13 protein-coding genes are annotated in these 12561 nt (G+C 71.6%); 7 read left to right on the forward strand and 6 right to left on the reverse strand.

Going from position 1 to position 12561, the window contains the following annotated elements; genetic code table 11:
• Positions 1 to 28 precede the first annotated feature (28 nt).
• From AB4Z14_RS11765 to AB4Z14_RS11775, 3 genes are all read left to right on the forward strand, one after another.
• On the forward strand, positions 29 to 706 hold the full coding sequence (locus AB4Z14_RS11765; protein WP_442275318.1) for a uracil-DNA glycosylase: 678 nt from the start codon (positions 29 to 31) through the stop codon (positions 704 to 706).
• Positions 703 to 1521, forward strand: coding sequence for an SGNH/GDSL hydrolase family protein (locus AB4Z14_RS11770; protein WP_056771467.1), 819 nt, complete (start codon positions 703 to 705; stop codon positions 1519 to 1521). Before AB4Z14_RS11765 ends, AB4Z14_RS11770 begins: the two co-directional genes overlap by 4 nt.
• Positions 1522 to 1828: 307 nt before the next feature.
• Positions 1829 to 4210, forward strand: coding sequence for an immune inhibitor A domain-containing protein (locus AB4Z14_RS11775; protein WP_442275319.1), 2382 nt, complete (start codon positions 1829 to 1831; stop codon positions 4208 to 4210).
• 130 nt (positions 4211 to 4340) lie between these two features.
• On the opposite strand, the gene gabT is transcribed toward AB4Z14_RS11775, so the two are convergent.
• From gabT to AB4Z14_RS11800, 5 genes are all read right to left on the reverse strand, one after another.
• On the reverse strand, positions 4341 to 5678 hold the full coding sequence (gene gabT / locus AB4Z14_RS11780; protein WP_442275320.1) for a 4-aminobutyrate--2-oxoglutarate transaminase: 1338 nt from the start codon (positions 5676 to 5678) through the stop codon (positions 4341 to 4343).
• Between the two features lie 143 nt (positions 5679 to 5821).
• Positions 5822 to 6403: a dihydrofolate reductase family protein gene (locus tag AB4Z14_RS11785; protein ID WP_442275321.1), complete on the reverse strand. Its 582-nt coding sequence runs from the start codon at positions 6401 to 6403 to the stop codon at positions 5822 to 5824.
• 95 nt (positions 6404 to 6498) lie between these two features.
• Positions 6499 to 6939 carry a VOC family protein gene (locus tag AB4Z14_RS11790; protein ID WP_442275322.1) on the reverse strand — a complete coding sequence of 147 codons (441 nt, stop codon included), beginning with the start codon at positions 6937 to 6939 and terminating at the stop codon, positions 6499 to 6501.
• Positions 6940 to 6944: 5 nt separating this feature from the next.
• Positions 6945 to 7457 (reverse strand): SRPBCC family protein, encoded by a 513-nt coding sequence (locus AB4Z14_RS11795; RefSeq protein WP_442275323.1) that lies wholly within the window; start codon positions 7455 to 7457, stop codon positions 6945 to 6947.
• Entirely contained in the window at positions 7454 to 7852 is a 399-nt protein-coding gene (locus tag AB4Z14_RS11800; protein ID WP_442275324.1) for an ArsR/SmtB family transcription factor, read from the reverse strand. The genes AB4Z14_RS11795 and AB4Z14_RS11800 overlap by 4 nt, the downstream gene beginning before the upstream one ends.
• 231 nt (positions 7853 to 8083) lie before the next feature.
• Here AB4Z14_RS11800 and AB4Z14_RS11805 point away from each other — a divergent pair, with 231 nt between their 5' ends.
• Genes AB4Z14_RS11805 through AB4Z14_RS11820 form a run of 4 tightly spaced genes read left to right on the forward strand, consistent with a single transcriptional unit; the run spans position 8084 to position 11235 of the window.
• On the forward strand, positions 8084 to 8479 hold the full coding sequence (locus tag AB4Z14_RS11805; RefSeq protein ID WP_020143406.1) for a TOBE domain-containing protein: 396 nt from the start codon (positions 8084 to 8086) through the stop codon (positions 8477 to 8479).
• Positions 8476 to 9342 (forward strand): molybdate ABC transporter substrate-binding protein, encoded by an 867-nt coding sequence (modA, locus tag AB4Z14_RS11810; protein WP_442275325.1) that lies wholly within the window; start codon positions 8476 to 8478, stop codon positions 9340 to 9342. The genes AB4Z14_RS11805 and modA overlap by 4 nt, the downstream gene beginning before the upstream one ends.
• Positions 9343 to 9379: 37 nt before the next feature.
• Positions 9380 to 10165, forward strand: coding sequence for an ABC transporter permease (locus tag AB4Z14_RS11815; protein WP_056771491.1), 786 nt, complete (start codon positions 9380 to 9382; stop codon positions 10163 to 10165).
• Complete coding sequence (locus AB4Z14_RS11820) at positions 10162 to 11235, forward strand: ABC transporter ATP-binding protein (RefSeq protein WP_442275326.1); 1074 nt, start codon at positions 10162 to 10164, stop codon at positions 11233 to 11235. Before AB4Z14_RS11815 ends, AB4Z14_RS11820 begins: the two co-directional genes overlap by 4 nt.
• On the opposite strand, the gene AB4Z14_RS11825 is transcribed toward AB4Z14_RS11820, so the two are convergent.
• Positions 11223 to 12494, reverse strand: a complete 1272-nt coding sequence (locus AB4Z14_RS11825) for an MFS transporter (RefSeq protein WP_442275327.1) — start codon at positions 12492 to 12494, stop codon at positions 11223 to 11225. The two genes, AB4Z14_RS11820 and AB4Z14_RS11825, sit on opposite strands and share 13 nt — an antisense overlap.
• Positions 12495 to 12561: the final 67 nt, after the last annotated feature.

Raw genomic sequence — 12561 nt, forward strand, 5'->3', positions numbered from 1 at the left:
GCACACCCGGCGGGGGTAGCGTGAGGCCGTGCCAGCCCAGCCCCTCAGCGACCTCGTCCACCCGACGTGGGTCCCGGCGCTCGAACCGGTGGCCGACACCATCACCGCGATGGGCGAGTTCCTGCGCGCCGAGGTCGCGGCCGGCCGCGGATACCTGCCTGCAGGCGACCGCGTGCTGCGGGCCTTCTCGCTGCCGCTGCCCGACGTGCGCGTGCTCGTCGTCGGCCAGGACCCCTACCCGACCCCCGGCCACCCGGTGGGGCTCAGCTTCAGCGTCGCGCCGGACGTGCGGCCGGTCCCCCGGTCGCTGCAGAACATCTACCAGGAGCTCGGCACCGACCTCGGCCTGCCGACGCCGGGCAACGGCGACCTGACGCCGTGGTTCGAGCGCGGCGTGATGCTGCTCAACCGGGTCCTGACGGTCCGCCCCGGGGCGAGCGCCAGCCACCAGGGCAAGGGCTGGGAAACCGTGACGGCACAGGCGATCTCGGCTCTCGCGTCGCGCGGCGGGCCGCTCGTCGCCATCCTCTGGGGACGGCAGGCGCAGTCCCTCGCGCCGATGCTCGGCGACGTGCCGCGCATCGAGTCAGCCCACCCGTCGCCGCTCTCCGCCCGCTCCGGCTTCTTCGGCTCGCGGCCCTTCAGCCGCACCAACGACCTCCTCGCCCAGCAGGGCGCGGCTCCCATCGACTGGAGGCTGACATGACCCAGCCCACCCCCGAGGTCTCCGGGCCGACGGTCTGGACCCGTTTCGTCGCCATCGGCGACTCCTTCACCGAAGGCATGTGCGACGACGACCCGACGTTCGGCCACGACGGCGAGTTCGCCGGCTGGGCCGACCGGCTCGCGTCGCACCTCTCGGAGATCGCCCGTGCCGACGGGCTCGACTTCGGCTACGCCAACCTCGCCGTGCGCGGGCGCAAGCTCGCCGACGTCGTCGGGCCCCAGCTCGAGGACGCCCTGTCGCTGCAGCCCGACCTCGTCAGCATCGTCGGTGGCGGCAACGACATCCTCCGGCCCAAGGCCGACCTCGACGGCCTCGCCGCCCGGCTCGAGGCCGCCGTGGCCCGGATCCGGGCGACCGGCGCCGACGTGCTCATGGCGACCCCCGTCGACCCCGCGGACGCCCCGCTCGTCAAGGCCACCCGCGGCCGGGCCGCGATCCACACCGCCAACATCTGGAGCATCGCCCGGCGCAACGGCGCCCACGTCATCGACCAGTGGGGCCTGCACGCGCTGCGCGACTGGCGGATGTGGAGCGAGGACCGCATCCACATGACGACCGAAGGCCACCGCCGCGTCGCCCTCGCGGCCCTCGAGGCCCTCGGCCACACCCCGGCCGAGACCGACTGGGCCACACCGCTCGAGCCCGCTCCCCCGATCGGCCGCCGCGAGGCGCTGCAGGCCAACGCGCAGTGGGCCAAGGAGTACGTCGGTCCGTGGGTGCACCGCCGACTCACCGGCCGCAGCTCGGGCGACCACCGCCAGGCCAAGCGCCCCGACGTGACCCCGTTCGACTGAGGCCGCTCGCGCCACGGACCACGAACACCTCCGGCCGGGTCCGCGGACGCTCCCGGGGCGTGGCTCCGGATCCTCCGCCGGCCACTCGGCATACGACCACTTCTTCGGAGCGCGCTGCCCGCCACCTGAAGATCTCCTGAAATTCGATGGCTCCAACCTCTGGCGCAGAGCGGTCCGCACTGCCATTCTCCTTCTCGGGTTGCTCGGGGGAGTCCCAACCCGACACCACTGGTGCGCGTGACCCCGATCGGGCCACGCGCATCGCGCGGACCGGCGGCCGACGACGGCTGCCAGTCGAGGAGGAACAGTGCGCAGGACGTCCAGGGGGCTGCTCAGCCTCGCTCTCGCAGCCGGCATGGGGGTCGCCGTCGGCGCGCCCATGGTCGGCGCCCAACCGACGGTCGCCCGGGTCGCTACCCAGCCGGCCGACGCCGCCGCCCAGAAGGGGTCGGACGAGCTCCCCAACCCCAAGGAGGACAAGCGCCGCGCTCTCAAGGAGACGGCGATCAAGCAGGTCCTGAACGGCACCGCCACGCCCGTCAAGAAGGGCAAGAGCACCGTCGTCAAGGTCAAGGGCGCGAGCAACGGCCGGGGCCCGACCGACGAGTACGTCGAGCTGAGCCGCGAGGGCACCGACAAGATCTTCGTCATCCTCGCCGAGTTCGGCAACGACCGGAGCGCGAACTACCCGGACCAGGACACCGACCCGAACACGCCCGGCCCCGCGGTCTTCAACGGCCCGCTCCACAACGCGATCCCGGCGCCCGACCGGACCCTCGACAACTCGACGAACTGGAACGCGGACTACAGCCGCGCGTACTTCCAGAACCTCTACTTCGGTGCCGGCGGCCCCATCGGCCAGGGTGGCACCCAGGAGAGCGTCAAGCAGTGGTACGAGCGCCAGAGCTCGGGCCGCTACAGCATCGACGGCGAGGTCTCCGACTGGGTCAAGGTGCGCTACAACGAGGCGCGCTACGGCCGCTCGAACGGCTACCCGTGCGCGGGCAACGTCTGCAACAACACGTGGTCGCTCGTCCGTGACGCGGTCAACCAGTGGGTCGCCGACCAGAAGGCCGCCGGCCGCACGCTCGACCAGATCAAGGCCGACCTGGCGCAGTACGACCAGTGGGACCGCTACGACGTCGACGGCGACGGCAACTTCAACGAGCCCGACGGCTTCATCGACCACTTCCAGATCGTGCACTCCGGCGGCGACCAGGCCGACGGTGACCCCTACCAGGGCGAGGACGCCATCTGGTCGCACCGCTGGTACGCGTCGACTGCTGCCGGTGGGCCCCACGGCATGAACGGCACCCCGATCGCCGACACCGGCATGTGGGTCGGCGACTACACGATCCAGCCCGAGAACGGCGGCATGTCGGTCTTCACGCACGAGTACGGCCACGACCTCGGCCTGCCCGACCTCTACGACTCCGCTACCGGCCAGGACAACGGCGTCAACTGGTGGTCGATGATGAGCCAGAGCCGCCAGGCCGGTCCCAACGACCAGTCCATCGGCTCGCGCGGCTCCGACTTCGGCGCCTGGGAGAAGCTCTTCCTCGGCTGGCTCGACTACCAGGTCGTGACACCCACGGCCAAGGGCACCAAGGTCATGGTCGGTCCGCACGAGTACAACACCGACAAGAAGCAGGCGGTCATCGTCCCGCTGCCGAAGAAGAACGTCGTCTCGCCGCTCGTCACCCCCAAGACGGGCTCGAAGGACTTCTACGGCGGTCGCGCCAACGCGACCGAGGCGACACTGACCCGCTCGGTGGCACTCGGCTCCGGCACGTCGACGCTCACGTTCGCGACGAACTACGCCATCGAGGACTGCGGCTGCGACTACGGATTCGTGGAGGTCAACGACGGCTCCGGCTGGACTGCCATCCCCGGCACGGACACCCGAGCCACCGAGGGCAACGGCATCACCGGCTGGAGCGGAGCGGCTGAGGGCCAGATGGGCTGGAAGGACGCGTCCTTCGACCTGTCCGCCTACGCGGGCAAGACGGTGCAGGTGCGCTTCCGCTACCACACGGACCCGGCCTACACCGAGCTCGGCTGGTTCGTCGACGACGTCAAGGTCGTGAGCAACGGGGCGACGGTCGTCGACACCGGCGCCGAGGGCGGCCTCGAGGGCTGGACGTCGAGCGGCTGGTCGTCAGCCGGGGCGAGCGTCTCCACGGCGTACGACAACTACTACATCGCCTCGTACCGCAACTACGTGTCGTTCGACTCCTACCTCAAGAGCGGCCCGTACAACTTCGGGTGGCTCAACACCAACGGTGACAAGGTGGAGCACTTCCCGTACCAGGACGGTCTGCTCGTCAGCTACTGGGACACCTCGCAGGCGGACAACAACACGGGCGCCCACCCCGGCGAGGGCCTGATCCTCCCGGTCGACGCCAACCCGGAGCCCCGCCTGCTGTCCGACGGCACGCTGCTGCGGGCTCGCATCGCCGGCTACGACGCGCCGTTCTCGACGCAGCAGTCCGACTCGTTCACGTTCCACAAGAACGGGGCGGCCTTCCCGGTTGCCGGTGCTGCGGCCCGACCGGTCTTCAACGACTCCAAGCAGTTCTGGTACTCGAGCACGCCGTACACCGGCGTCAAGGTCCCGAACAACGGCGTCAACATCGGCATCGACAACCAGTTCGGCACCTCGATGCAGGTCAAGGTCTGGCTCCGCTGACGCGGATCCCCTTGTGAGACAGTGAGGCCCGCCCCCAGCTGGGGGCGGGCCTCACGGTCGTGGAGGAGGTATGCCGTCCGGCTCGGGTGCACTGGAAGGCAACCGGACGGCATACGCCCTCGGCACGGGATCAGACGGAGGCTGCGAACGCCTTCTCGAAGATGTCGAGACCCTCGGAGAGCAGCTCGTCGCCCGCGGCGAGCGGCGGGAGGAAGCGGAAGACGTTGCCGTAGGTGCCGCACGTCAGGGTCACGAGGCCCTCGGCGTGGCAGGCCTGGTTGACGGCGCCGGTCAGCGCGGCGTTGGGCGTGAGGTCGCCGGGGCCGTTGACGAGCTCGACGGCGAGCATGGCCCCGCGGCCGCGGATGTCGCCGATCTGGGGGTACCTCTCGGCGAGGGCCTGCAGGCGCGGGACGAAGAGGGCCTCGACCTGCTTGGCGCGACCGCAGAGGTCCTCCTCCTTCATCGTCTCGATGGCGCCTAGCGCGGACGCGCAGGCGACGGGGTTGCCGCCGTACGTGCCCCCGAGGCCGCCGCCGTGGATGGAGTCCATGACGTCGGCACGGCCGGTGACGCCGGCGAGCGGGAGCCCGCCGGCCATGCCCTTGGCGGTCGTGATGAGGTCGGGCACGACGCCCTCGTACTCGCTCGCGAACCAGTCACCGGTGCGGCAGAAGCCGGTCTGCACCTCGTCGGCGATGAAGAGGATGCCGTTGTCGGCACACCAGTCGGCGACCTGCTTGACGAATCCCGGGGCGGGGACGATGAACCCGCCCTCACCCTGGATCGGCTCGAGGATGACGGCGGCGAGGTTGTCCTCCCCCACCTGCGCGTGCACCTGCGTGACGAACGCGTCGAAGCTCTCCTTGGCGCAGTCGGCCGCGCCACCGGGCCAGCGGTAGGGGTAGCTCATCGGCGCGCGGTAGACCTCGCCGGCAAAGGGGCCGAACCGGTGCTTGTAGGGCATGTTCTTGGCCGTCAGCGCCATCGTGAGGTTGGTGCGCCCGTGGTAGGCGTGGTCGAACGCGACGACGGCGTTGCGGCCGGTGAAGTGGCGGGCGACCTTGACGGCGTTCTCGACCGCCTCGGCGCCCGAGTTGAAGAGCGCGGTGCGCTTGTCGTGGTCGCCGGGCGTCAGGTCGTTGAGGGCCTCGGCGACCTCGAGGTACTCCTCGTAGGGGGTCACCATGAAGCACGTGTGGGTGAAGTCCTGCACCTGCGCGGTGACGCGGTCGACGACGCGCGGCGCGGCGTTGCCGACGGTCGTCACGGCGATGCCGGAGCCGAAGTCGATGAGCTGGTTGCCGTCGACGTCGACGAGGATGCCGCCGCCAGCGCGCTCGACGTAGACCGGCAGACCGGTGGAGACGCCGGCGGACACGGCCGCCGTCTTGCGGGCCTGGAGCGCGGCCGACTTGGGGCCGGGGATCGCGGTCTGCAGGAGCCGCTGCTGGGGGACGTTGCTCATGCCCGTTAGTATGCCGTCCGGACGCCTATGAGCGGAACCCGGGTCGGCGCGCGCGCACCTGCTCATTCCGTACTCGAACGACGCGTTCGGTCACGAACTCAGCGGCAGAACGCTGAGTTCACGACCGAACGCGTCGTTCGGCGTCAGCGGACGGGACGGACGACCCGGTACCGCAGGTGGACGGTCTCCGGGGTGCCCACCGCCTCGAGCAGCTCGAGGTGGACGTGGCCGAGGTCGAGGCCGGCGAACATCGGCGTGCCGCTGCCGAAGAGCACCGGGGCGACGTGCAACGAGACCTCGTCGACGAGTCCGGCGGCGAGACACTGACGGCCGAGGTCCGCCCCGCCCATGACGGTCACGGTGCGACCATCGGCCGCTGCGCGGGCCCGGTCCAGAGCGGACTCGATCCCGCCCGTGACGAACGTGTAGACGCCGCCCTCGGGTACCGAGCCGGGCTCCGGGGCCTCATGGGTGACGACGAACACCGGGCGTCGGGCGTCGCCCGACGGGCCGTCGGCGCCCCAGCCCGCAATCGCGTGGTCGTAGGTGGTGCGGCCGGCGACCACGGCGCCGAGGTCGGCGACGGCACGCTCGAGGTAGTCCCGGTCGACGAGCCAGCCGTGCAGCTGCTCGCCGCCCGGTCCGAGCGGCTCCTCGGCGGTCTGCGGGGCGGCGGTGACGAACCCGTCGAGGGACAGGCTGATGTCGAAGACGGTCCTGCTCATGGCTCCTCCTCGGTGACGGGTCTGTGTCGTGTCGTGACGTGACGTGTCCTGCGCTGACCGGCGGCACACCCTGTCGTCGTGCCGCCGGCCGGCGGTCAGAGCTCGACGCCCTCGCCGAAACGGCCGCGGGCCTCGTGCGGGATGAGCGGCTTCTCGGCCCGGACCTTGAGCTCCTGGACAGCCCACGAGTTGCCGTCCGGGTCGGAGAAGCCGAAGAACGTGCCCCCGTCGCGCGGGTCGATGACCCGGACCTCGGAGCACTCGACGCCCCGGCCGACGAGCTCCGCGTGCGCCGCGGCGGCGTCGGACACGACGAGCTGGATGCCGTGCAGGGAACCGGGTGCCATCGCCTTCTGCGACGGCAGGTCGCCGACGACGATCGAGCACCCGGAGCCTCGCGGCGTCAGCTGGGCGACGTGCATGTGCTCGTTCTGGGTCTCGTGGTCGAGGTCGAAGCCGACCTGGTCGCGGTAGAAGGCGATCGCGGCCCCGAGGTCGCTGACCGGCACGATGACGACCTCGAGCGTCCAGTCCACGGCGCTCAGCCCTGGGCCGAGGCGGACGCGGATGCGGATGCGGAGGCCGGCGCGGCGACGAGCTCCTCGAGCCGCTCGTAGCCCTGGGCCATTCCCTGCTCCATGCCGCTCTCGACCATCAGGTCGCGACCCTCGACCGTGCGGCCGACGCTGCGGCCCTCGAGCCGGCAGCGACCGTCGCCCAGGTCGACGAAGTGCATGAACTCGATGGCGACCTCGTCGGGCGCGCCCTCGAACTCGAAGGTCTGGACGGCGAAGTCGTTGTCGCGGACCGTGTGGAACGTGCCGTGGAAGCCGTAGACGTTGTCGCCGTCGCGGTGGGTGTAGCGGTAGCCGCCGCCGGACGTGAAGTCCCAGCGCTCGATCTGCATCTCGTAGCCCCGCGGGCCGAGCCACTGGCGGACGAGCTCGGGGTCCCGGTGGGCGTTGAACACGGCCTCGACGGGGGCGTCGAACTCGCGGGTGAAGTCGATCCACGGCAGGCCGGCGGGGATGTCGAGGGTGAGTGGGTTGGTCATGACTGCTGCTCCTTGTCGGTGTTCTGCGTGGTTGCCGCAGGCGCTGCGGGCCCTGCGGGTGAGGTGCTGCGCTCGAGCACGGCGTCCAGCGACCGGAACCGCTGCTCGGCGGCGAGCCGGTAGCGGTCGATCCAGGCCGTCATCGCCTCGAGGCGAGCGGCCTCGAGGTGGACCGGGCGGCGCTGGGCGTCGCGGGTCCGGCTCACGAGGCCGGCCAGCTCGAGCACCTGGATGTGCTTGCTGACGGCCTGCTTGCTGATCTCGAACGGTTCGGCGAGCTCGTTGACGGTCGCCGCGCCCCGGCTGAGGCGGGCGATGATGGCGCGCCGGACGGGATCGGCCAGGGCCGCGAAGGCGCGGTCGAGGTCCGCATCCGAGACGGGCGAGAGAATCATTGTCAACTAACTCCTTGATCAACTAATGCATTGATTAAAGACCGACCGTCCGCGCCTTGTCAACCGTTTCGCGCGCTCCTGTCTGGAGCGCGCGAGATTCGCAGAGGCGCGCGGCATCTCGCGCGCTCGAGCCGTGGACCGCGCGCTCCGTTCACGAGCGCGCGATGCGTAGGCCGAAGCGGCGGAAACCGCTACGGCGGGTGCCGCAGGTGCGGGTGTAGGGTCCAGCTCATGCCGCATCTGCGAATCACCGAGGCCGCCTCCCTCCTCGGCGTCTCCGACGACACCGTGCGTCGCATGGTCGACTCCGGCCGCCTCGACGGGTCCACCGACGACGCCGGCCGCCGGACCGTGGACGGCGCCCAGCTCGCAGCCGTGGCCCAGGAGCTCGCGCATCCGGCTGCGGTCGGCACCATCGGGGGTGCCTCCGCCCGCAACCGGATGCGCGGCATCGTCACCGCCATCACGAAGGACACCGTCATGGCCAAGGTCGAGCTCCAGTGCGGGCCGTTCCGCATCGTCTCGCTGCTCTCGAGCGAGTCCGTCGACGACCTCGCGCTCGAGGTCGGTTCCGTCGCCGTCGCCAGCGTCAAGTCGACCCACGTGGTGGTGGAGGTCCCCGCATGAGCACGCCGCTTGCCCGAACCCCCCGAACCCCCCGAACCCCCCGAACCCCGCGAGCCACCCGAAGCCCCCGCCACACCCTCGCGCCCACCGTCGCCGCCCTCGCCGCTGCCACCGCCGTGCTCCTCGCCGGCTGCGGCAGCTCCACGCCGTCCGCCGACGGCACCGGGCAACCGGGGAAGTCCGGTGTCTCGGCGGCCTCCCTCCAGGGCACCGTGACGGTCCTCGCCGCAGCGTCCCTGACCGAGTCGTTCGACCAGCTGAAGAAGGACTTCGAGGCGGCCCACCCGGGGGTCACCGTCGAGACCTCCTACGGCTCCAGCGCGACCCTCGTGCAGCAGGTCGACAACGGTGCGCCCGCCTCGGTCATCGCCCTCGCCGGCACGGCCGCGGCCAAGCCGCTGGACCAGGGCATGGTCAAGGACACGAAGACCTTCGCGACCAACGTCCTCGAGATCGCCGTCCCCCCGAGCAACCCCGGCGCGGTCGCCTCGATCAACGACCTCGCGAAGCCGAGCGTCAAGGTCGTCCTCTGCGCCGACACCGTGCCGTGCGGCAAAGCCGCGCAGGCCACCTTCGCCAAGGCCCGGATCGTGCCCAACGTCGTGAGCAAGGAGGTCGACGTCAAGGCGACCCTCTCCAAGGTCAAGCTCGCCGAGGCCGACGCCGCCGTGGTCTACCACTCCGACGTCGTCGCGGCGAAGGACGCCGTCACGGGCGTCGAGATCCCCGCGCAGTTCAACACGAGCCTCTCCTACCCCGTCATCACACTCGCCGACGACGCCGCGACCCAGGCCTTCGTCGCCTACCTGCTGAGCGCCGAGGGCCTGGCCACCGTGCAGTCGTTCGGCTTCGGCGCGCCCTGAGCGGCGGCCCGTCCGGCCACCGGCAGGATGACCTGACATGAGGTATGCCGCCCGGTGGCGTTCGCGCGTCGCGCTCGGCGTGCCGGCGGCGCTCGCACTGCTCCTGCTCGTCGTGCCGCTCGTGGCGCTGCTGCTCCGCGCCGACTGGGCCCGCATCCCGTCCGACCTCGCGACCCCGACCGTCCTGCCGGCGCTGCGGCTCTCGCTGACGACGACGTCGGTCACGGCCGTCCTGTGCCTGCTGCTCGGCACTCCCCTGGCCTGGTTCCTCGCCCGCTCCGAGCACCGGGCCACGAGCTGGGTCCGCGCGCTGCTCACCGTGCCCCTGGTCCTGCCCCCCGTCGTCGGCGGCGTCGCCCTGCTCATGACGTGGGGGCGCAACGGCCTCATCGGCCAGTACCTGACGCCCTTCGGCATCCAGATCCCGTTCACGACGGTGGCCGTCGTGCTCGCCGAGACCTTCGTGGCGATGCCCTACTACGTCCTTGCCGTCGAGGGGGCGATGCGCGGACTCGACCCCCGGCTCGAGTCCGTGGCCCGGACGCTCGGGGCGAGCGACGTGCGCTACCTGCGCACCGTGGGGATCCCGCTCGTGCTGCCCGGCATCGCGAGCGGCCTCGCGCTCGCGTGGGCGCGAGCGCTCGGCGAGTTCGGCGCCACGATCACCTTCGCCGGCAACTTCCAGGGTCGCACCCAGACCCTGCCACTGCTCGTCTACGTCGAGCTCGAGCGCGACCCGCAGGTGGCCGTCTCCATCAGCATCATGCTGCTCGCGGTCAGCGTGCTCGTGCTCGGCGTGCTGCGCGGGCGGTGGCTCCGATGAGCGCCGCGAGCCGCGTCGGCGCCGGCCTCGATGCGCGGATCCGCCTGTCCCGCGGCGAGATCGAGGTGGACGTGGCCCTGACCGCCGAGCCCGGCCAGGTCATCGGCGTCCTCGGCCCCAATGGCGGCGGCAAGACGACCACGGTCCTCGCGCTCGCCGGCGTGCTGCACCTCGCCGAGGGCCACGTCCGGGTCGGCGGCCAGGTGTGGGACGACGGACGGCACCGCCTCGCCCCGGAGCAGCGCGCCGTCGGGCTCATGCTCGCCGACAGCCTGCTCTTCCCCCACCTGCGCGCCCTCGACAACGTCGCCTACGGCCCGCGCAGCCGCGGCGTCGGGCGGCACGAGGCGCGAGACCGCGCCCGCACCGAGCTCGAGCGCGTCGGCCTCTCCGACCGAGCCGCCTCGCGCCCGCGCGAGCTCTCGTCGGGACAGCAGGCGCGCGTGGCCCTCGCCCGCGCCCTGGCCACCGACCCGGCGCTCCTCCTCCTCGACGAGCCGCTCGCGGCCCTCGACCCCGACACGCGCGCACGGACACGGAGCGACCTCGCAGCCCGCCTCACGGCATACGACGGCGTCACGGTGCTCGTCACCCACGACCCGCTCGACGCGCTGACGCTCGCCGACCACCTCGTCTTCGTCGAGGACGGGCGGGTGACCCAGTTCGGCACGCCCGCCGAGGTGCTGAGCGAGCCACGGAGCGCCTACGTCGGCACCGTCGTCGGGCTCAACCTGTATGCCGCACAGGGTGATTCGCACGGTCACGTGCACACCGCGGACGGTGGGCTCATCATCACGACGAGCCCGACCGAGGGGGCCGTGTGGGCGACGGTCCCACCGAGCGCCGTGTCGCTGCACCGTCACCACCCGGAAGGGTCGCCGCGCAACGCCTGGCGGCTGCGCATCGCGTCCGTGACCATGCAGGGCCAGTCGGCCCGCATCGGTCTCGTGGGCGAGGTGCCGCTCACCGCCGAGGTGACGCTCGAGTCGGTCACGGCGCTCGGGCTGCAGGTCGGCCACGACGTCTGGGCGGCCGTCAAGGCCACCGAGGTGCGCACCTACCCGCGCTGAGCCCCACCGACCTCCACTCGAGTGGTGGAGTGACGGACGCGGAGGAAGGCCAGCACGGACGGCAGCTGCACGACCGCCGCCACGAGGAGCGCGACGGGGATCGACGTCCGCGTCGCGAGCGCCCCGAGCGGCGGCCCGCCCGCGACCTGGCCGATCGCGTTGGCCTGGCTGTTCATCGACAGCACCGTCGCCCGCGACGACGACTCGAGGTTGCGGTTGAGCCACGTCGCCTGGATCGGCGCGCTGAAGGCGCTGCTCGCGTTGTGCAGCCACAGTGCCGCGAGGACGAGCCACAGGTTGCCGAGCAGGGCGACCCCGACGACGGCGACGACCTGCGCCGCGGCAGCGAGGGCGACCGGCAGTCCCGGGTTCTCCTCGACCACCCGGGCGGGGAGCCAGCGGCTGCTCGCACCCGACGCGAGCAGCGAGATGACCGACCCGACGAGCGCGAACACGGTGAACGCCACGGCGGGATCGCCGCCGAGGAACGACGGCATCGCGAAGGTGTCGAGCACACGCACCTGCCAGAGCCGGTCGAAGACCTCGCTCGACAGGCCGACGAGCACGCTGACGAGGAGGAAGACGCGCACGACCCGCCGCCCGCGAGCGACGGCGAGACCCGCGACGAACTGGTCCTTGAGGTGTCCGAACGTCTCACGGTCACCGCGGGGCGTCGGGTGGAAGTGGCGCTCGGGCATCGCCACCGCGAGGCCCACCGCGAGGAGCACGAGCGTCACGCCGGCCACGACGATCGGCACCCGGAGGGCGATGAGACCGAGACCGCCCGCGGCCAGCGTGCCGAGGAAGCCGAAAGCGAGGTCGAGCTGGGTCTCGCGCGTGAAGACGGGCGCGACGTGCTCCTCACCCACCTCGTCGGTGATCCACGCCTGCAGCGCACCGGACGTGAAGGTGTAGCCGATGCCCCAGATGACGTTGCCGACGATCGCGGCGGCGAAGGTCGCGACGACGCCCTCGACGGCGAAGCCGACCCCGACGAGGAAGAAGCCGATGATCACCGAGACGCGGCGGCTGTGCAGGTCGGCGACGATCCCCGTCGGCACCTCGAAGACGAAGCACGTCGCCTCGAGGACCGTGCCGACGAGGACCATCTGGAACGGGTCGAGGCCGACGACGCGGTACTGGAACACGAGGTTGAGGGTGAAGCACGCCGCGAAGGCGAAGGCCGCCACGGCCGTCAGCACGTAGAAGGTGGACGTCGCGTCCGCCTCGCGCAGCGGACGCCGCAGGAGCGTGAGCACGCTTCGACGGTAGGGCCCACGCGGTGCCCGCGTCGCCGGGGTTTCCGGGGCGTATGCCGCCCGGCCG

The sequence above is a fragment of the Terrabacter sp. 2TAF16 genome, from assembly GCF_052115065.1.
Classification (GTDB): Bacteria; Actinomycetota; Actinomycetes; order Actinomycetales; family Dermatophilaceae; genus Terrabacter.